The sequence below is a fragment of the Kitasatospora sp. NEAU-CNBT7 genome, from assembly GCF_057220535.1.
Map to the genome: position 1 here is coordinate 16,049 of NZ_JBXQQB010000042.1, position 19,529 is coordinate 35,577.

17 protein-coding genes and 1 riboswitch are annotated in these 19,529 nt (G+C 74.4%); of the genes, 5 read left to right on the forward strand and 12 right to left on the reverse strand.

All coding sequences use genetic code 11. From position 1 onward, the window contains the following. Positions 1–6: 6 nt before the first annotated feature. From AC2TEW_RS34290 to AC2TEW_RS34305, 4 genes are all read right to left on the reverse strand, one after another. A complete protein-coding gene (locus AC2TEW_RS34290) occupies positions 7–948 on the reverse strand; it encodes an ROK family glucokinase (RefSeq protein WP_484627177.1) in 942 nt (313 codons plus the stop codon). 193 nt (positions 949–1,141) lie between these two features. Then, entirely contained in the window at positions 1,142–1,468 is a 327-nt protein-coding gene (locus tag AC2TEW_RS34295) for a DUF5304 family protein (RefSeq protein ID WP_484627178.1), read from the reverse strand. A 129-nt stretch (positions 1,469–1,597) separates the two neighbouring features. Beyond that, positions 1,598–2,791: an ArsA family ATPase gene (locus AC2TEW_RS34300; protein ID WP_484627179.1), complete on the reverse strand. Its 1,194-nt coding sequence runs from the start codon at positions 2,789–2,791 to the stop codon at positions 1,598–1,600. A gap of 125 nt (positions 2,792–2,916) precedes the next feature. After that, positions 2,917–3,351 (reverse strand): SRPBCC family protein, encoded by a 435-nt coding sequence (locus AC2TEW_RS34305; RefSeq protein WP_484627180.1) that lies wholly within the window; start codon positions 3,349–3,351, stop codon positions 2,917–2,919. Between the two features lie 327 nt (positions 3,352–3,678). Between AC2TEW_RS34305 and AC2TEW_RS34310 the strand changes: the two genes are divergently transcribed. Further along, on the forward strand, positions 3,679–5,472 hold the full coding sequence (locus AC2TEW_RS34310; protein ID WP_484627181.1) for an AMP-dependent synthetase/ligase: 1,794 nt from the start codon (positions 3,679–3,681) through the stop codon (positions 5,470–5,472). An 83-nt stretch (positions 5,473–5,555) separates the two neighbouring features. Here AC2TEW_RS34310 and AC2TEW_RS34315 read toward each other — a convergent pair whose 3' ends face one another. Further along, positions 5,556–6,692, reverse strand: coding sequence for a glycosyltransferase family 4 protein (locus tag AC2TEW_RS34315; RefSeq protein ID WP_484627205.1), 1,137 nt, complete (start codon positions 6,690–6,692; stop codon positions 5,556–5,558). Between the two features lie 220 nt (positions 6,693–6,912). Here AC2TEW_RS34315 and AC2TEW_RS34320 point away from each other — a divergent pair, with 220 nt between their 5' ends. Together AC2TEW_RS34320 and AC2TEW_RS34325 are read left to right on the forward strand one after the other, a co-directional pair. Beyond that, positions 6,913–8,304: a glycosyltransferase 87 family protein gene (locus tag AC2TEW_RS34320; protein WP_484627182.1), complete on the forward strand. Its 1,392-nt coding sequence runs from the start codon at positions 6,913–6,915 to the stop codon at positions 8,302–8,304. A gap of 127 nt (positions 8,305–8,431) precedes the next feature. Further along, on the forward strand, positions 8,432–9,328 hold the full coding sequence (locus tag AC2TEW_RS34325) for a carbohydrate kinase family protein (protein ID WP_484627183.1): 897 nt from the start codon (positions 8,432–8,434) through the stop codon (positions 9,326–9,328). Between the two features lie 18 nt (positions 9,329–9,346). Here the strand turns inward: AC2TEW_RS34325 and AC2TEW_RS34330 are convergent, their stop codons facing one another. The 6 genes from AC2TEW_RS34330 to AC2TEW_RS34355 all read right to left on the reverse strand — a co-directional run bounded on the left by AC2TEW_RS34330 (position 9,347) and on the right by AC2TEW_RS34355 (position 16,856). Then, entirely contained in the window at positions 9,347–10,621 is a 1,275-nt protein-coding gene (locus AC2TEW_RS34330; protein ID WP_484627184.1) for a hypothetical protein, read from the reverse strand. 20 nt (positions 10,622–10,641) lie between these two features. Continuing rightward, positions 10,642–11,706 carry a C40 family peptidase gene (locus AC2TEW_RS34335; protein ID WP_484627185.1) on the reverse strand — a complete coding sequence of 355 codons (1,065 nt, stop codon included), beginning with the start codon at positions 11,704–11,706 and terminating at the stop codon, positions 10,642–10,644. 253 nt (positions 11,707–11,959) lie between these two features. Then, positions 11,960–13,042, reverse strand: a complete 1,083-nt coding sequence (locus AC2TEW_RS34340; protein WP_484627186.1) for a C40 family peptidase — start codon at positions 13,040–13,042, stop codon at positions 11,960–11,962. A gap of 10 nt (positions 13,043–13,052) precedes the next feature. Next, positions 13,053–13,237: riboswitch (cyclic di-AMP (ydaO/yuaA leader) on the reverse strand. 368 nt (positions 13,238–13,605) lie between these two features. Continuing rightward, complete coding sequence (locus AC2TEW_RS34345; protein ID WP_484627187.1) at positions 13,606–14,634, reverse strand: C40 family peptidase; 1,029 nt, start codon at positions 14,632–14,634, stop codon at positions 13,606–13,608. A gap of 298 nt (positions 14,635–14,932) precedes the next feature. Continuing rightward, positions 14,933–16,411, reverse strand: coding sequence for an NYN domain-containing protein (locus tag AC2TEW_RS34350; protein ID WP_484627188.1), 1,479 nt, complete (start codon positions 16,409–16,411; stop codon positions 14,933–14,935). Positions 16,412–16,556: 145 nt separating this feature from the next. Beyond that, positions 16,557–16,856, reverse strand: a complete 300-nt coding sequence (locus tag AC2TEW_RS34355; protein WP_484627189.1) for a hypothetical protein — start codon at positions 16,854–16,856, stop codon at positions 16,557–16,559. A 145-nt stretch (positions 16,857–17,001) separates the two neighbouring features. On the opposite strand from AC2TEW_RS34355, the gene AC2TEW_RS34360 reads away from it, so the two are divergent. Both AC2TEW_RS34360 and AC2TEW_RS34365 read left to right on the forward strand, forming a co-directional pair. After that, the gene (locus tag AC2TEW_RS34360) at positions 17,002–17,784 is read left to right on the forward strand and encodes a rhomboid family intramembrane serine protease (RefSeq protein ID WP_484627190.1); all 783 of its coding nucleotides are present in this window, start codon (positions 17,002–17,004) and stop codon (positions 17,782–17,784) included. A 42-nt stretch (positions 17,785–17,826) separates the two neighbouring features. Further along, a complete protein-coding gene (locus tag AC2TEW_RS34365) occupies positions 17,827–18,105 on the forward strand; it encodes an Lrp/AsnC family transcriptional regulator (protein ID WP_400991717.1) in 279 nt (92 codons plus the stop codon). A gap of 24 nt (positions 18,106–18,129) precedes the next feature. Here AC2TEW_RS34365 and AC2TEW_RS34370 read toward each other — a convergent pair whose 3' ends face one another. After that, positions 18,130–19,506, reverse strand: coding sequence for an aminotransferase class V-fold PLP-dependent enzyme (locus tag AC2TEW_RS34370; protein ID WP_484627191.1), 1,377 nt, complete (start codon positions 19,504–19,506; stop codon positions 18,130–18,132). Between the last annotated feature and the right edge of the window lie 23 nt (positions 19,507–19,529).

Below are 19,529 nucleotides of genomic sequence, written 5' to 3' on the forward strand. Positions count from 1 at the left end.
GGAGGGTCAGGTCCGGGCCAGGTCGGCCGCGCCCGCGATCCCGGCGGCGGAGCCCATCGAGGCGAGCACCACATCGGCCCGCGGACGGTGGACGCCGCCGGTCAGGTAGGTGCGGAAGGCCGCGGTGACCGGGTCGAGCAGCAGGCTGCCGGAGTCGGAGACGCCGCCGCCGAGCACGAAGACGCCCGGGTCGAAGAGGGCGGCGAGGTCGGCCATGCCGCGGCCCAGCCAGTCGGCCAGCTCGGCGTAGCACTCCAGGGCCAGCGGGTCGCCGTCCTCGGCGGCCTCGGTGATGTGGATGCCGCGGATGGTCTCGGCGACGCCGTCGTTGAGCTCCAGCATCCGCTTGCCCGCGATCGGGTCGGCGGCGGCCTTCTCCCGGCCGTAGCGGCGCAGGGCGCGGCCGGAGCCGTACTGCTCCCAGCAGCCGTGGCCGCCGCAGCCGCAGAGCAGGCCGTCGGGCACCATGTTGAGGTGGCCGATCTCGCCGGCCACGCCGAAGCGGCCGCGGTGCAGCCGCCCGTCGAGCACGATGCCGCCGCCGATGCCGGTGCCGACCGTGATCAGCACCATGTCCTCGTGGGCTGCCGCGGCGCCGAACCGGAACTCGGCCCAGGCCGCGCAGTTGGCGTCGTTCTCGACCACGGTGGGGAGCCCGGTGAGCTCCTCGATGCGGGTCTTGAGCGGCTCGTTCTCCCAGTCGATGTTGGGCGCGAAGATCACCGTGGAGCGGTCCCGGTCGACGAAGCCGGGGGCACCCACGCCCACGCCGGCCACCTCGGGGTGCTGTTCCTTCAGCTCGCGGACGGCCTGCGCGATGGCGTCGACCGCCCACTGGGGGTCGGCCGGGGTGGGTACCCGGGTCCTGGCCAGGATCTCGCCGGATTCGTCGACCACGCCTGCCGCGATCTTCGTTCCGCCGACATCGACGCCGATGGTCAGAGCCATGTGTCCCTCAGCTATTCACTCGTTCCCGCTGAGCGAAACGCTACCCGCTGACCGGTGCTCCCGTACACACCGAGACCTACATGAAACGAAGGCAATTTTCGAGAATATGCCGGAGTCGCCTTCAAAAGTCGTAATGTTCGACCCGTTGAGTGACATGAGCAGAACTTTCGGTCACACTGGCTGACCTGCAGCTTCAGAAGTTGTCGGACGCTCCGTCGACGTCGATGTGCTCCGACTCGGCGTGTCCGGGCGCCGACCAGCGCCGCTCGTGACCGGCCACGGCGGCCCGGTACGCGGCGAGCAGTTCGCCGCCCGCGGCGGCCAGGTGTCCGTACACCTCGGGGTTGCTCTCCCGGAACCGGACGCCGAACTCGAGGGCCTTGCCACCGACCGTCTCGGCGAACCGGCGCACCTCCTCGACCAGCGGGCCGAGCTCCGGGCCGAACGCCTCGCCGTCGCCGCTCCGCTCGGATCGGTCGGTCTTCCGGTCCGCGTTCCGGTCCGTGTCCTGGTCCGCCATCAGTGGTCCCTCTCGCCGCAATGGAGCCACCGACGCTACCGGACCGCGCCGACCCGCCGCGCCGCACCCGAACGGGGCGGGCCGGCCCCTGGGCCTGGCCACCACTCCCGGCGGCCCCGCTGCTCCCCGCTACTCCCCCGCGCCCCGGGGCCAGAGTGCCGGGTCCGGCGCGAAGCGCAGGGTCAGGACGCCGTCGGCGAGGCCGGCGCCGCCGACCGTGCAGCGGCGCAGCGCGGAGGGCAGCAGCAGGATCCGCCGGTACCCGCCCACGCCGAGCACCAACTCGTCGCCGCGGCGTACGAGTTCGAGCTCGGACCGGTCGGCGCCGGGCAGCGGGAGGTGCCACAGCAGCAGGCCGTCCTCGGCCAGCCGGTCCTCCACCCGGGGCCGGGCGGCCGGCCCGGCCTGCGGTTCGCCCGCCGCGTACAGCTGCGCGGCGATGTCCTCCAGGGCGACCTCCGGCCGGCGGGCGACCAGCAGCGGGACGTCGTGGAGTCCGGCGGCCAGTTCGGCCAGCCGCTCGGCCTCGTGGGCGGCGTGGGCGGCCAGCCACGGGTCCGGGGAGGAGGTGGCGCCGGCGGGCAGGGCGCGGTGGGCGGCCACGGCGTCCAGCCGGTGGCCGTACAGGGCCAGCCCGGCGCGGATCCGGTGCAGTTCGGCGGGCCGCTGGGTGTCGGCGTCGACGGCCAGCCGCACGGTGGTGGTGGGTGCGGCGATCACCTCGCGGGCCTCGGCCAGTGCCGTCCGGGCGGTGGCGCCGGCCTCGAACAGCCAGTCGGCGGGCATCGGCACCCCGGCGACGGCGGCCAGCAGCGGGCGCAGCGCCCGGGCGGCCTGCCGCTGTTCGGGCAGCAGCCTGGTCAGGTAGCGGTCGAGTTGCTCGGGCAGTGCGAGGGTGGCGATCAGCTCGGCCGGGGGCGGGCCGGCGACCACCAGGACCTCCGCGTCGTCCCCGGCCGGGCCCGGGCGCAGCGCGCGGAGCAGGGCGAGCTGGCGGGTGCCGGGCAGCGGGGTGAGTTCGTCGGGGTCGAGCGGTTCGGCGCCGAGCAGGGTGAGGGCGGGCGCGAGCCGGCCCTCGAGCGCCGCGAGGGTGTCGCGGAAGGCGGCCTGCTCGTCGATCCGGGCGACGTCGAGGTGGTCGGCGTACCGGGCGGGCCGGCCGGACACCCGGGTGCCGAGCAGGGCGTCCAGGGCGCGGTGCGGGTCGTCCGCGGCGAGCAGCAGGGTGCGGCGTCCGGCCGCGGCGTGGTGCAGCGCGGTGGCGGCGGCGACGGTGACGGCCGCCTCCCCGCCGCCGCTGACCAGGATCGTGCGGGGTGCCACGGGTGTCTCCGCTCGGCGCGTCCGGGCCTCGGCCCCGGGGGTCCGCCCGGGTCCGGGCGCTGCCGGGCCGGGCAAGGGGCAGAGAGGAAGGGAAAGGGGGAAGGGGAAGGCGGCGGTCGGGCGGGTCAGCCCTCGACGCGCTTCTTCAGGCCGGCCAGTGCACGGTCGATGATGACCTTCTCGGCCTTGCGCTTGATCATCCCCAGCATCGGGATCTTGACGTCGACGGCGAGCTGGTAGGTGACCTCGGTGGAGCCGTTCTTCAGCGGCGCCAGCGCGTACGAGCCGTCCAGCGAGCGGAGCATCTGGCTCTTGACCAGGGTCCAGGAGACCTCGCGGTCGTCGTCCCAGGTGTAGGCGAGCACGTGCTCGTCGCGGATCGCCCCGGCGTCCAGCAGCAGCCGCACCTCGGCGGCCCGGCCGTTGTCCGCGCTGGCCAGCACCTCGATCTCCTTGACCTCGCCGGTCCAGGCCGGGTAGGCGGCGAAGTCGGCGATCACCGCCATCACCTGGGCCGGGGTGGCCTCGATGATGATGCTCGACCTGGTGTGCTCCGCCATGACAGCCCTCCGCGTCTCTTCGGCCGTGCGCCCAGGGCAGAGGCTATCGCGATCCGGCGGGCACCCCGGCCGGTGCCCCTGCCCGGTGACGCCGCCCGGTCGCCCGGTCCGGTCGCCCGCGGGTGCCGTCGAGGGGTCCGCGAGGGTCCGGCGGGCACCCCGCTACCCGTGGGTCACGGCGGCCCTGCCGTAAGGTGCCGGTGGGACGGCCCGGCCCCGGCCCGCCCGGTGTGACGATCGGAACACCGGAGCCGACCCCCCTGGTCGAATCGACCTACCGGGCAGTAACGTCCTGCCGTCCCGCAGCGTCGCAGACGAGGAGCAGTCTTGCTCGAGTACAGCCTTCCGGCCCGCTACCAGGTACCGAGCGGCGGTAACCTCTCCGACCTCGTCCACCAGAACGCCGAGCGGCACCCGGACGTGGCCGTCCTCGGGCGCAAGGTGGACGGCGTCTGGCAGGACGTCACCGCCGTGCAGTTCCTGGCCGAGGTGCACGCGGCGGCCAAGGGGCTGATCGCCGCCGGCATCGAGCCCGGCGACCGGGTCGGCGTGCTGTCCCGCACCCGGTACGAGTGGACGCTGCTGGACTTCGCGATCTGGTGCGCGGGCGCGGTCACCGTCCCGGTGTACGAGACCTCCTCCGCCGAGCAGGTGCGCTGGATCCTCGGCGACTCCGGCGCCGTGGCCGTGGTCACCGAGACCGCCGCCCACGCCGCCCTGGTGGACGGCCTGCGCGGGGAACTGCCCGCACTGGAGCACACCTGGCAGATCGAGGCCGGCGCGCTCGCCGCGCTCGCCGAGGAGGGCCGCCAGGTCGCCGACGCGACGGTCACCGAGCGCCGCTCGATCGCCACCGAGCACTCGCTCGCCACCATCGTCTACACCTCGGGCACCACCGGCCGCCCCAAGGGCTGTCAGCTGACCCACGCCAACTTCATCTCCGAGCTCGGCAACGTCACCACCCGGCTGGAGCCGCTGTTCCGCACCGGCGAGGGCTCCACCCTGCTGTTCCTGCCGCTGGCCCACGTGCTGGGCCGGATCGCGGAGATCGCCGCCGCCATCGCGCCGATCAAGCTCGGCCACGTCTCGGACATCAAGAACGTCACCGCGGAGCTCGGCTCGTTCCGGCCGACCCTGATCCTCGGCGTGCCGCGGGTGTTCGAGAAGGTCTACAACACCGCGCGGGCCAAGGCCCAGGCGGACGGCAAGGGCAAGATCTTCGACCGGGCCACCGACACCGCGATCGCCTACAGCCGGGCCCTGGACGCCGGCCGGGTGCCGCTCGGCCTGCGGATCCGGCACACCGTCTTCGACAAGCTGGTCTACAGCAAGCTGCGCGCCGCGCTGGGCGGCCGCTGCACCCACGCGATCTCCGGCGGCGCCCCGCTGGGCGAGCGGCTCGGCCACTTCTACCGCGGCATCGGCTTCACCGTGCTGGAGGGCTACGGCCTGACCGAGAGCTGCGCCGCCTTCACCTTCAACCCGCACGACAAGCCGAAGATCGGCACCGTCGGCCAGCCGGTGCCCGGCTCCGCCGTCCGGATCGCCGAGGACGGCGAGGTGCTGATGAAGGGTCCGCAGATCTTCTCGGGCTACTGGAACAACCCCGAGGCGACCGCCGAGGTGATGCGCGACGGCTGGTTCGCCACCGGCGACATCGGCACCCTGGACGCCGAGGGCTACCTGACCATCACCGGCCGCAAGAAGGAGATCATCGTCACGGCCGGCGGCAAGAACGTCGCCCCCGCCGTGATCGAGGACCGGATCCGCGCCCACGCCCTGGTCGGCGAGGTGATGGTGGTCGGCGACCGCAGGCCGTTCATCGCCTGCCTGATCACCGTCGACCCGGAGTTCTTCCCGAAGTGGAAGGAGCTCAACGGCAAGCCCGCCGAGGCCACCCTCGCCGACCTGCGGGAGGACGCCGACCTGCTGGCCGCCCTGCAGTCCGCCGTCGACGAGGGCAACCAGGCGGTCTCGCACGCCGAGGCGGTGAAGAAGTTCCGCCTGCTGGACACCGTGTTCTCGGAGGACAGCGGCCACCTCACCCCCTCGCTCAAGCTCAAGCGCAACGTGGTGCTCAAGGACTACGCGGCCGAGGTGGAGGCGCTCTACCAGCGCTGACGGCCCGGCCCCGGCAGCAGGACGGCCCGCGTGCTCCCAGGGGGGAGCACGCGGGCCGTCCGTCCGACCGGAGCCGCGCGGCCTCAGCCGGCCAGCAGCGAGGTCAGCCGCCCGGCCAGCAGGTCCCAGCGCCAGGAGCGCTCCACCCAGCGGCGCCCGGCCTCCCCCATCCGCCGGCGCAGCTGCTCGTCCTGCAGCAGCCGGACGATCCGCTCGGCCGTCACCTCGGCGGAGCGTCCCGGCACCACGTAGCCGGTCTCGCCCTCCAGCACCGCGTCCGGCGCGCCGCCGGAGTCGCCCGCCACCACCGGCAGGCCGGTGGCGGAGGCCTCCAGGTAGACGATGCCGAGGCCCTCCACGTCCAGGCCGCCGCGCCGGGTGCGGCAGGGCATCGCGAACACGTCGCCGGCGCCGTAGTGGGCCGGCAGCTCCTCCCACGGCACCGCGCCGGTGAAGCGCACCGCCGCGCGCACCCCGGTGGCGTCCGCGAGCTTCTCCAGGTCGGCGCGGTACGGGCCGCCGCCGACGATCAGCAGCACCGCGTCCGGGACCTCCCGCAGGATCTGCGGCATGGCCGTGATCAGGGTGTCCTGGCCCTTGCGGGGCACCAGCCGGGAGACGCAGACCACCACCGGGCGGTCGGTCAGCCCGAGCCGCTCGCGGACCGCGGCGCCGCCGGAGTCCGGGCGGAAGGTCTGCTCGTCGACGCCGGGCGGCAGCTGCACCATCCGGTCCGCGGCCGCCGGCCCGACCGCCGCGGCGATCCGCGAGCGGGTGTACTCGCCGAGGTAGGTGAGGGTGTCGGTGCCCGCGCCGATCCGCCGCAGCAGCTGCCGGGAACCGGGCAGCTGGGCCCAGGCGGCCTCGTGGCCGTGGGTCATGCCGAGCAGCCGGCCGGCCCCGGCCCGGCGCAGCGCGGGGGCCATCAGGCCGAGCGGCGCGGCGGCGCCGAACCACACCGAGCTGCAGCCCTCGGCCTTGAGGATCTCGGCGGCCCGGCGGGTGACCCGCGGGGTGGGGACCATCATCTTCGTCCGGTCGCGGATCACCGGGAACGGCTGCTGCGCGTCGAACTCCGCCACCTCGCGGCCGTCCCGCCAGGTCGAGGCGTAGACCACAATGCTGCCCGCCGGCTGGCGGACGGCCATATTGTGGACGAAGGCCTGGATGCCGCCGGGCCGGGGCGGGAAGTCGTTGGTGACGATCAGGGTCTTGTGCATTGCCACGGCTCGCTCGGTCGGGGGGTGCTCGGTGTACCGCTCGCTGATCCGTACCATAGGTCAACACCCCGGCGCGTCGGGAACGAAGCATGCCCGCGCAACCGTTTCCGCTCGGGGCCGGTCCTAGCAGATGGGCCCGGGGGATGCCACCGGCACGGGGCCTCACGGCCGCCGGTGCCGCGGCGTTCCCCCGGTGGCACGTGACGAACGAAGGAGAGTCGTGGAGTTGGCCCCGGCCGGCAGAGCCGAGCGCAGTCCTGCCAGCACCGAGCGCCCCGCGCCGCCCCCTTCGGCCGCCCGCCCGGCCGGCGGTGCCCTGTGGGGCCTGGGCGCCGGCTGGATCGCCACCCGGGTGCTGATCGTGCTGATGGTCCTCGGCATCGTCAGGATCTCCGGCGCCGACGTCTCCACCGACGTCTCGGTGATCTACCACGGCTGGTTCGAGGTCCTGCGCACCGGCACCTTCCCGCTCGACGACGTGACCTGGCAGTACCCGCCCGGCGCCGCCCTGGTGATCATGCTGCCGGGGGTGCTGCCCTGGTCGTACCTGGTCTCCTTCTTCGTCCTGTGCGGCCTGTTCGACCTGCTGACCATGGGCCTGCTGATGCGGGTCGGCGCCCGCAAGGGCCGCAGCTTCACCGGCGCCTGGATGTGGGTGGTCGGGGTGCCGCTGCTCGGCCCGACGGTCTACTGCCGGTACGACATCATCGTGACCGCCGTCACCGTGGTCGGGCTGCTGGCCGTGGCACGCAAGCCGGCCCTCGGCGGGCTGCTGCTCGGGCTCGGCGCGCTGATCAAGGTCTGGCCGGTGCTGGCGCTGGCGGGCACCCCGCGCGGGCGCCGCACCCGGCGCTCCTGGACGTCCGCCGCCGCGACCGCCGCCGCGCTGGGCTTCCTGCTGACCGCAGGGATGAACGGCGCCTTCGACTTCCTGAAGTTCCAGAAGGAACGCGGGATCGAGATCGAGTCCCTGGGCGCCCTCCCGCTGCACTTCGCCCGGCTGTTCGGCGCCTGGGACGGCCAGGTGACGATGAACTACGGCGCCCAGGAGATGCTCGGCCCCTGGGTGCCGGTGATCGCCAAGCTGTCCCTGGCGGGTACCGCGATCGGCTTCGGCTGGCTGCTGGTCTGGCGGCTGCGGGCGGCCCGCTGGCAGCCGTCGACGCCGTTCGACGCGGCGCTGGCGGCGCTGCTGGTGTTCACCGTCACCAGCCGGGTGATCAGCCCGCAGTACATGATCTGGCTGATCGGCCTGGCCGCGGTCTGCCTGACCGTCCGGGGCACCGGCCAGAAGCCGGTCGCGGTGCTGATCCTGGTCGCCGCGGTGCTGACCACGCTGGAGTTCCCGCTGCTGTTCGGGCAGGTGCAGAAGAGCCAGCTGCTCGGCGTGGCGGTGATCAGCCTGCGCAACCTGACCCTGCTGGCCGCCACCGTGATCTCCTGCCGCCGGCTCTGGCGGTCGACCCGCCGGATCGAGCCGGCCACCACCGTGGTGCTGCCCGCCCCGGCGGAGCCCGCCCCGGTCGGCTACCCGGTCCGCCCGGGCATCGCGTACGAGCAGGCCCTGCTGGACGGACTGGACCAGCCGGTCGGGCGCGGCTCCTCCTCCTGAGCGGGCCGCCCTCCCCGCCTGAAAGTTTCCGCAAGGCCTTGCAGGCGCCCCGCGGCCCTGGCAGCATCGGCCTGCGCCCGGCACCGCCCGGTGCGGCGCGTCCGGCCGTACCGCCCTGGGGGAAGCCATGCCCGAGTACGACGTCCTGGTGGTCGGCGGCGCCGGGGTCGACACGATCGTGCGGGTCGAGCGGCTGGAGCTGCCGGACGCCGACTCGGTGCAGGTCCCCCCGGTGTCCGACCACGCCGGCCACACCGGCACCGGCGTCGCACTCGGCTGCCACACCCTGGGCCTGCGCACCAAGTTCGCCGACTTCCTCGGCGACGATCCGCAGGGCGAGCTGGTACTGGCCGCCTGCCGCCGCCACGGCCTGGACTTCAGCCACGTCCCCGCACCCGCCGGCACCCCGCGCGGGGTGAACCTGGTGGACGCCGCGGGCCGGCGGCTGTCCTTCTACGACGCCCGGCACCCGGCCGGCCTGCGGCTGCCCCGGGAGTTCTGGCTGCCCCTGGTGGAGCGCTCCCGGCACGTCCACCTGTCGATCACCGGTGTCACCCGCGACCTCTTCCCGGACGTCCACCGGCTCGGCGTGACCTGCTCGACCGATCTGCACGCCTGGGACGGCGTGAACCCGCACCACCGCCACTACGCGCTCGGCGCCGACCTGGTCTTCCTGTCCGCCGCGGGCTGCCGCGGCCGGCACGAGGAGGTGATGCGCGCGGTGCTGGCCGAGGGCCGGGCCGAGCTGGTGGTCGCGACCGCGGGCGCGGACGGCAGCCACCTGCTCACCCGGGAGCGGGACGAGGTCCGGCACTTCCCCGCCACCGACCCCGGACGGCCCGTGGTCGACAGCAACGGCGCGGGCGACGCCTTCGTCAGCGGATTCCTCAGCCGCCGGCTGGCCGGCCGGCCGGTGGAGGAGTGCATGCGGGCCGGCGCGGCCGCCGGCGCCTGGGCCTGCACCTCCGCGGGCACCCACACCGCGCTGATCGGCCCGGACCGGCTGGCCGCCGCCCTGCGCTGACCGTACGGCCGGCCGCCGTCAGGCCAGCCGGGCCGCCTCCGCCGTCCACAGGGCGGTGAAGTACGCGGCGCTGATCCCCAGCCGCGCCCGCAGCACCCGGTCCAGCACCGCGTCCGGGCTCTCCCCGGACGCGGGCCGACCCGAGCGGCCGTACTCCTGGTAGAACCCGACCAGGCCGCGCTCGCCGAACTCCCGCGCCAGCACCTCGCAGGCCAGCCAGGACAGCTCGTACGCCTGCCCGATCCGTTCGGTGCCCGCCGTGAACGCGGCGTCCGTCGGCAGCGCCGTCGGCGCCCGGCCCGCCGCGACGTCCTGGGCCAGCGCGGGCGCGATCTGCCGGGCGGTCCGCCCGGTGCCCAGGTACGCGGTGTGGTCGGCAACGCCCTCGGACAGCCACATCGGGGTCCATGCGTGGGTGTCGGCCCGGGTGGCGACATGGGTGGCCTCGTGCGTGACGACCACCCGCCGGCCCAGCTCGCTCAGACCCCGGTACGCCTCCGGGTTGACCACGATGCGGTCCGCCGGGGTGTGCTCGGGCGCCCCCGCGGCGGCCACCGTGACCGCCGCGATGCCCTGGTAGGCCTCCGGTGCGACATCCAGCACGCGGGCGAAGTCGACCTCCGTGGCGGGGAGTTCGAGCAGCAGCCGACCGGCCCAGGCATCCCCCCAGACCGCGTCGACGTCCGGCACCGCGCGGTCCGCCCGGGCGGCCAGCTCGGCGACCCGGTCCTGTTCGGCGAGCCCCAGCACCAGGCAGTGCGCACCGCGCACCGCGCGGACCGTACCGAGGTCCCACAGCGCGGGGGCGCCGGCCGGCTCGTCCTCCGCCAGCCGCCAGCCGTCGGCGAGCCGGACCAGGGCCAGCCGCCGGGTCAGCGTCGCCGGATGGTCGTCCAGCCCGGCCAGCCGGTGGTCGAGCTCGGCGGTGACGGTGATCCGGTCCGCCTCCGGCGGCGGCTCGGTGAAGCCGGTCAGCCGGTAGGCCAGCGCGGCGAACGGCACCTGCGCCAGCCGGTCCAGCGCGGCCTGCTGGGCCGGCTGCGCGGCGGGCGCGGTGCCGGCCGCGAGCGCGGCCCGGTCCAGCCCGAGCAGTGCCTGCGCCCGGCGCGCGAGCAGGTCCTCGACCACCGGGCGCAGCGGTGCGGCGCCCGGCGCGACGGCCGCCGCGGGCCGGGCGGCCGGCCGCAGCAGCGGCAGCGAGAGCTGGGCCAGGCCGCCGGCCGCGAGCAGCAGCGCGGTGCGCCGGGACAGCACGGGCCGCCCGTCCCCGGACCCCGGGGGCAGGTTGGTCACCAGCTGTTCCGGCTCGCCGCTCAGACCCGTACCACCCCGGAGACGGGCATCGCGTTGACGCTCTCGTAGCGGACCCGGGCGCCCGGGTACGGCGCGTGCACGACCACGCCGCCGCCGGCGTACATGCCGACGTGGTGCATGTCGTTGTAGAAGATCACGAGGTCTCCGGGCCGTGCTTCGCCGAGGCTGATCCGCTGCCCCGCGAAGGCCTGCGCCTGCGAGGTGCGGGGCAGGGTCACTCCGGCCTGCCGCCAGCTCCAGTACATCAGACCGGAGCAGTCGAACGTACGGGGACCGGTCGACCCGTACACGTACGGCGATCCGATCTTGCTCACGGCGGCGGCCAGCGCGGCGGCGGCCCGGCCGGAGGAGGGCGGCTGGTCGCCGAGGTCGATCCGGTCGGTCCCGCGGGTGGCGCGCTGTTCGGCGGCGCGGGCGTCGTCGGCGACCATCCTGGCCCGCTCGGCGGAGCCGAGGCCGTTCAGCAGCCGCTGGGCCTTGGCGAGCCGGCCGCGGACCTCCGACCTGCTCTGGGCCAGCGCGCGCCGGACCTCCTCCAGTTCGGCGAGCTTGGCGCCGACCTCGGAGCGGCGCTGGTCGAGCCGGCGCTGGCGGTCGAGCACCAGGCGCAGGGTGTCGTTCTGCCGCTGGGCGGCCTGGTCCAGCGCCCTGGCCCCGGCCAGGTACGCGTCGGGGTCGGAGTCGAGCATCAGCCGGACGCCGGGGTCCATCCCGCCGGCCCGGTACTCGGCACCCGCCAGGGCGGCGAGGTCCTGCCGGAGCCGGTTGAGGTCCTCCTGGCCGGTGGCGACCTGGCTCTGCAGGACCGAGGTCTCGTTCTGCAGCCGCTGCTGGTACTCCTGGGCGGCCTCGAACTTCTGGCTGGCCTGCTCGGCCTCGTCGTAGAGCCGGTCGACCTGGGCCTTGACGTCCTGTTTGGCGACCGGCTCGGCGGGCGGCCCGGGCAGCGCCCGGGCGCTGCCGGCGACCGTCACGCCGAGGGCGGTGGTGGTCGCGGCCGTGACGGCCAGCGCGCGGGCGAGCCGCCGGACGCCCGGCAGGTGGGGACGGCGGTGCACGGTCATGCGGCGGCGACTCCCGTTCCTCGGGCCGGGCCACCGCCGCCGCCCCGGGCGGGGGCGGCCGTCCTCGCGGAGGTCCGGGGGCAGACGTTAGCGAGTCACGGCGATCTAGTCCAAACCCCTCCAGTAGCGAATATTTGACCACTAATCGGACACCTGGCCCAAGGCCGCGAAGCCTCGCAGGCCCGGGGCACAACGCCGCCGGCCCGGCGCTCACGGGGAGCGCCGGGCCGGCGGACGAAGGGTGCGGACCGCGTCAGGGGCGGACGATCGCGTTGATCGGGCTCATGGTCGCCGTCTCGTAGCGCACCACGGCACCGGTGTGCGGGGCGTGGATGACCTGGCCGTTGCCCACGTACAGCGCGACGTGGCTGGCGCTGCTGTTGTAGATGATCAGGTCGCCCGGCTGGGCGTTGGCGATGTTGGTGCCGACGTTGGTCCCGGCGCTGCGCTGCTCCTGCGAGGTCCGCGGCAGCGACACACCGGCCTGCGCGTAGGCCCACTTCATCAGGCCCGAGCAGTCGAAGCTGTCGGGGCCGGCCGCGCCGTAGGAGTACGGCGTGCCGAGCTTGGACTGGGCGGCCGCGATGGCGGCGGCGGCGTGCGAGCCGGCCGGCACGTTGACGGCCACGTCGGTGCGGGCCGCGTCGCGGGAGGCCCGCTCGGTGCTCTGACCGCCGGTCGCCTTGGCCTTCGCGTCGGCGGCGGCCTTGGCCTCGGCCGCGGCGAGCTCGTCGCGCTCCTTCTGGGTGAGCGAGTCGAGCAGGTTGCGGGCCTGGGCCAGCTTGCCCTGGATCTCCTCCTTGTCGGCCTTCAGCCGCTGGGTGGTGGAGTCCAGCTCGGCGAGCTTCTGCTCGGCCTCGGCCTTCTGCTGGTCGAGCTTGGCCTGCTCGCCCTTGAAGGACTTCAGCACGTCGGCCTGGGAGCTGCCGACCTGGTTCATCGCCCCGGCCTGGCCGAGGAAGGAGTCCGGGCTGGCCGACAGCATCAGCTGCACGGTCTGCGGGATCCCGCCGGTGCGGTACTGCTCGGCGGCGATCTCACCCAGGCTGCCCTGAATGGTGCTCACCTCGGCCTGCTGCCGCGCGACCTGGTCCTGGAGCTGGGAGACCTGCTTCTGCAGCCCCTGCTCCTTCTCGACCGCGGCGTTGTACTCCTCGGTCTTGACCTCGGCCTGCTCGTTGAGCGTGTCGACCTGCTGCTTGACCTGGTCCTTGCTGGGGGCCGGGTCGGCGTGCGCGCCGGCCTGCGAGGACAGGGCCACCGCGGTGGCGGCGGCAGCCGTCAGGATCGAGACACGGGCCCGGCCGGCAGGCTTGGGACGACGATGGGACGCCACGAAGGCGGACTCCTTCTCCCTCACACCGCCTACCGGGTGAGCTGACGGGTTCGGGCCGGAAGAGACGCCCTACGACGCCTCACCGGCCACCCGTCCGGCACGCGGACCTCCGCGCGCCGCCGTGGCGGCCGACCTGGCGCCGATTCACCCCGAGGAACGTGGTTCCCCGGCTCCGATCGACAGCGACCCCCGTCAGGGGCTTCCCCGTGGGCAGTCGAACTGCCCAGCTGCGTCTCGGACTCGGCGGCGACCACCGTTGCCACCCGGGTTGGATGGACGACTGGGCGGCGGTCCGTGGGATGACCCTAGTAACCCATCCGTGATCCGTTCAAATCGTTGTCAGAAAAAAGTCGTAATTCTGGCTAAGTTCGATTGTGATTACGACCGACAGTGACGGGACATCTACGCTCGGCCGATAAGTATTACGAATATGGCCGGATAATGGGACACCCGGACGTGTCGGAGATCACAGCGCGATCTCGACCCGTCCGGGCGTCCATGGAGAGCTGCAGCGGCGTCAGTTCATCCCGAGTGACACCGAATGTCCGATATGGGACAGGGTGTCAGACCCGGCGGATCGTCTTGATCGGCATCGCGTCGGCCTTCATCACCTTCACCACGTCACCGGTGTGCGGGGCGTGCACCACCAGGCCGTTGCCGATGTACATCCCGACGTGGTGCGCGTCGCTGTGGTAGATGACCAGGTCGCCGGGCTGGGCGTTGGCGATGTTGGTGCCGACGTTGACGCCGACCGTGGCCTGGCTCTGCGAGGTGCGCGGCAGCGAGACGCCGGCCTTGGCGTAGGCCCAGACCATCAGGCCGGAGCAGTCGAAGCTGCTCGGGCCGGTGGCGCCCCAGACGTACGGCGAACCCTGCTTGCTCATCGCGGCGGCGACCGCGGCCGCGGCGTAACCGCTCGCCGGGGGAAGGTTGCTGAGGTCGAACCGGGAGTCGCTGCGGGAGGCCTTGTCACCGAGCACGGCGGCCCGGTCGGCGGCGCTCAGCTGGCTGAGCAGCTTCTGCGCGTCCTGGAGCTTCGACTGCACCTCGGCCTTGGCGTCGTTCAGCGCCTGGGTGGAGCGGTCCAGCTCGGCGAGGACGGTCGCGGCCTCCTGCTTCTGCTGGTCCAGCCGGCGCTGCTGGTCCTTCAGCGACTTCAGGGTGTCCGCCTGGGTGCTGGCGGCCTGCTCGAAGCTGGAGGCCTGGGCGAGGTAGCCGTCCGGGTCCGCGGAGAGCATCAGCTGCATCGACGGGTCGACACCGCCGGAGCGGTACTCCTGCCCGGCCACCGCGGCCAGCCCGGAGGCCAGCTCGGTCATCTGGCCCTGGCCGCGGGCGACCTGGTCCTGGAGCTGGTCGGCCTGCTTGCGCAGCTGGTCGGCCCGCTCCTTGGCGCCGTTGTAGCGCTCGGCGGCCTGCTCCTGCTCGTCGAGCAGCTTGTCGACCTGCGCCTTGACCTCGTCCTTGTTCGGCTTGGCGGGCGCCGCGTGGGCGCTGACCTGGGCGGACAGGGCGACCGCGGTCGCTGCGGCAGCGGTCAGCACGGTCACCCGCGCACGGCTCGGCTGCTTAGGACGGCGGTGGGAGGCCAAGGGGGTAGCTCCTTCTTCCTGCTGGACTCACCCGAACGAGCGAAAGTCCGGAATATAGGTTTGACGCCAGACCCTAGTGAAGATCAAGCTCCGGCGCCACTCCCCTATCGGAACGAACTTCCTACCCGCCAGGGCCGTTCACGCCGCCGACACATCCTGGCCACGCACGGGTGACGGCCGCTCAGCCCGATTGACGCCCGGCAGCCCCCGGACACCCGACCGGCGGGCCCCCGGGCACCCGCCCGGCGAGATCCCGGGCACCCGACCGGCGTCCCCGCCCGCCCGCCGGGAGGGGACGCTACGCCCGGGCCAGCCGGTTCAGCAGCAGCACCGAGGCCACCGGGCGTGCGCCGGCCTTGCGCACGCCCTCCGCGACCTCCTTGTCGGTGGACACCACCACCACCGGACGCCCCTGCGGCTCCGCCCGGACCAGACGGCGGATCAGCTCGTCCGCGGTCTCCCCGGTCCGACTGAACCGCACCCGCACCCCCCGCGGCGGCGCCATCATCACCGGCACGTCCAGGTCCTGCCCGTCGAACACGCAGGTCACCTCGGCCTGGGTGCGCTGCGCCAGCATCGCCAGCCCGCCGAGCAGCCGCATCCGCTGCTGCTCCAGCGGCAGCGCCGGGTAGCCGGACTTGGTCACGTTGTAGCCGTCCACCACCAGGTGGACCTGCGGGATCGCCAGCAGCTGGTCCAGCAGCGCCGGGTCGTCCTCGGCCAGCCCGCGCCTGGCCACGTCGTTCGGCGAGGCGGAGACCGGGGCCACCGCGTCCACCAGGTCCGCCGGGCGCAGCTGCGCGACCGGCAGCGCCAGCTCCCGCTGCAGGCCCTGCGCGGACTGCAGCACGGTGTCCAGCAGCAGCCGCAGCCGCATGTCCTCCACGCTGCGGCCCTCGCGCGCGGAGCGGCGGCCGGCCTCGACCGCGGCCTCCAGCTCGGTGACCCGGTGCTTCAGCCGGCGCGCCTCGCTCTCGGCCGCGCTGCGCTCGGTCGTCCCGGCCGCCCGCAGCGCCTCCAGCTCACCGTGCAGCTTGCGGCTCTCGGCCTGCGCCCGCCGGGTGTCGCTCTCCAGGCTGCGGACCCGCTTGCGCAGCGACTCGGCCTCCTTGCGGACGCCCTCCGACTCGGCCCGCTGGCGCTCCAGGTCGGCCCGGGCGGTGGCGCGCACCTCGGACAGCTCCTCCTGGAGCTTCTCGACCAGCCGGGCGGCCTCCGCGGCGGCGCCCTCGGCCCCGGCCCGCTCGACCTCCTCGCCGGCCTCGACGACCACCCGGGTCCAGCCGGCCGTCCGCAGCAGGTAGGCGCCGGCGGCCACGTCCATCGGGTCGGCCGCGCCGGGCACGGTGCCCGACTCCAGGGACCGCACCAGGTCGGGCTGGCCGAGGCGGAGGCGGTCGGCTATCCGCAGCCGGAACACCGGGTCCGCCTCCAGCGCGGCGGCCAGCGCGGTCCCGGCGTACTTGGCCCGCCGGGCGGGGGTGAACTTCGCGTACTGGCGCAGCGAGGCGGGCAGGTCGGCGGCGGGGATGCCGCCGAGCGCGTCGGCCGCCAGGCCGACCACCCGGCGGCGGACGCCCTCGGGCAGCGGGCGGTCCAGGTGCTCGGCGGCCTCGGCCGCCCCGGCCGCCTCCCCGGCTGCCTCCTCGGCCGGGGAGCCGGCCGGGGCCGTGCCTGCGTCCGTGCCGGGAAGCGCCGGGTCCGTGCCGGGAAGCGCCGGGTCCGCGGCGGGCTGCTGCCCCTGCGGCTCGGCGGGCCCCCTCGCTGCGTCCACCACGTCCTCGGCTCCGATCCTGGTCCGGCGGGGTCCGTACGGCCGTCTGCCGCTGCCCCGGAACTCACCGCTCTCTGCAATTGTCCCGTCTACCGTGCCCCACCGACAGCACGCCACACATCGGCGGCGGCCCGCCCGGGGCCCGGGGTCAGGCGCCGGGCTGCTCCCCGGCCGGGTCGGCGGATCCCTCGCCACCGGTTCCGGCGGCGCCCTCCTCGGCACCCGGACGGGCCACCAGCTCGACCTGGTCGACGGCGTTGCACCAGCGGCAGCGGACCGACTCCAGGGTCTCGCTGAGCACCTCGGTCTCCTCCACCTTCGACTCGCCGGCCAGGTCGAAGTGCAGGTACTCGACCACCCGGGCGGAGCGCGTCACGTCGAAACGGGTCAGGTTGCCGCACAGGGTGCAGCGCCAGCGGGTCTCGGCGGTGGGGGCGGCGATGCTCATCGGCGGTCCTCTCGGATGATCCGGTTCCGGGCGCACCAGCCTATTGCCTGGGCCCCCGCGGCCCGCCACCGGTCTCGGAACCCGCACTCACCCGCTCGCAGTAGCCGCCGGTGTCGCGGGCGGCCCGGCGAGGAATGCTCCCCGGATGGTCCTTCCCGTACTCGACCAGGCGCCCCCGCCGCCGGCCGCCGCGGCCACCCGCCCGCCGCTGGTCACCTTCGGCCTGATCGCGCTGAGCGCCGTGGTCCTGCTGCTCGGCCCGAGCTTCGGCCTCAACCCGGCCTACGGCACCGGCACCGACCGGGTCTGCGCCGAGCAGCGGTACGAGCAGCGCTGGGGCGCCGTCCCGGCCGAGCTGATCGGGCGGCACCCGCTGACCGCCGGTCAGCTGACCGCCCTGCCGCCCGCGACGGACGGCTGCACGCTGCTGCCCGACCCCGGCAAGAGCCCGGCGCTGTCGGTGCTGACCTCGCTGTTCGTGCACGCGGGCTGGCTGCACCTGGTGGGCAACATGCTGTTCCTGTTCGTCTTCGGGCCGGGGGTGGAGGAGCGGCTCGGCCGGATCCGCTTCCTGCTCTGCTACCTGGCGGTCGGCTACCTGGCCACCTACGGCTACGCGCTCGCCGAGGCCGGGTCCCCGGACGGGGTCCGGGCCCTGGTCGGGGCCTCCGGGGCGATCGCCGGGGTGCTCGGCGCCTACCTGCGGCTGTTCCCGCGGGCACGGGTCACCACGCTGGTGCCGGTGCTGCTGTTCCTGCCGCTGCGGTTCCCGGCCTGGGCGGTGCTGGGCCTGTGGTTCGCGCTGCAGTGGTGGTCGGTGCGGGCGGGCGGTTCCGGGGTGGCGTACCTGGTGCACGTGATCGGGTTCTCGGCCGGGTGGCTGTTCGCCTGGGCCGGGTGTGCGCGGGGCAGCAGACGCCCCACCTGACGGCGGATACGCTGGGCCCGTCCCCTCACACAGGAGCCCAGCGTGATCACCGCGATCGTCCTCATCAAGACCAGCGTCGACCGGATCCCCGAGATCGCCGAGGCGATCGCCGCGATCGAGGGCGTCAGCGAGGTCTACTCGGTCACCGGCAGCTACGACCTGGTGGCCATGGTGCGGGTCCGGCAGCACGAGGACCTGGCCGAGGTGATCCCCGGCCAGGTCAACAAGGTCCCCGGGGTGGAGCACACGGAGACCCACATCGCCTTCCGCACCTACTCCCAGCACGACCTGGAGGCCGCGTTCGCGCTCGGCCTGGAGTAGGCCGGGCACGCCCGCCCGGCGGTCTCAGGCCCGGCGGGTGTCGGCGACGCAGCGGCCGCCCTCGTTGCGGTAGGTCCACCGGGCGCCGTCGGCGACCAGTTCGCGGACGGCGCCGAGGAAGCGCTCCAGGTGCTCGTCCGGGGTGCCGGCGCCGAAGCTGACCCGGATCGCGTTGAGGCTGCGCTCGCCGGGCAGTGAGGCCTCGGGGGCGCCGCACTCCGACGGCGCCGCCTCCTGCCCGCCCAGCAGGGTCCGCACCAGCGGGTGCGCGCAGAACAGGCCGTCCCGCACCCCGATCCCGTACTCGGCGGAGAGCGCGGCCGAGAAGTGCGAGCTGTTCCAGCCCTCCACCACGAACGAGAGCACGCCGACCCGGGTGGCGTCCGTCCCGAACAGGCTGAGCACCTTGACCTCGGGGATCCCGGCCAGCCCGGCCTTGAGCCGCTCGATCAGCTGCTCCTCGCGGGCCTGCAGCGCGTCGAACCCGGCCTCGGTGAGCGCCCGGCAGGCGGAGGCGATGGCGTAGGCGCCGATCACGTTGGGCGAGCCGGCCTCGTGCCGGGACGGGCCCGAGTGCCACTCGACGGCCACCGAACCGTCCACCTCGCGGGCGACGGTCCGGCTGGCGCCGCCGCCGGCCAGGTACGGCTCGGCCGCGTCCAGCCAGTCGCTGCGGCCGGCCAGCACCCCGGCGCCGAACGGCGCGTACAGCTTGTGGCCGGAGAACGCGATCCAGTCGACGTCCAGGTCGCGGACCGAGACCCGGTGGTGCGGGGCGAGCTGGGCGGCGTCCAGCACGACCCGCGCGCCGTGGCGGTGGGCGACCTCGGTGAGCTCGGCGACCGGCCACAGCTCGCCGGTGACGTTGGAGGCGCCGGTGACGCAGAGCAGCTTCGGACCGTCGCCCGCCTCGGCGAGCGCGGCCTCCAGCGCGGCGACCGCCTCGGCGTGCGAGCGCGGTGCCCGCAGGTAGCCGACGGTGATCCCGGCCCGGCGCCAGGGCAGCAGGGAGGCGTGGTGCTCGGTCTCGAAGGCGAACACCCGGGTGCCGGCCGGCACGGCGGCGGCCAGCAGGTTGAGCGAGTCGGTGGTGGCCCGGGTGAAGACCACCTGGTCGCCCTCGCGCAGGTCGAGGAAGTCGGCGACGGTGCGGCGGCTCTGCTCGAACAGGTCGGTGGACAGCTGCGACAGGTAGCCGGCGCCGCGGTGCACGCTGCCGTAGTAGGGGGCGTAGGCGGCGACGTCGTCCCAGACCCGCTGCAGGGAGGGGGCGCTGGCGGCGTAGTCGAGCGCGGCGTAGGTGACCTTCTCGCCGCTGACCAGCGGGACCTGGACGTCGTGGCCGAGGACGGCGAGCGGGGTGGTGAGGCCGGTGGCGCAGAGGTCGGTGGAAAGGGTCACGGGATGCACTCCTCCTGGGGAAA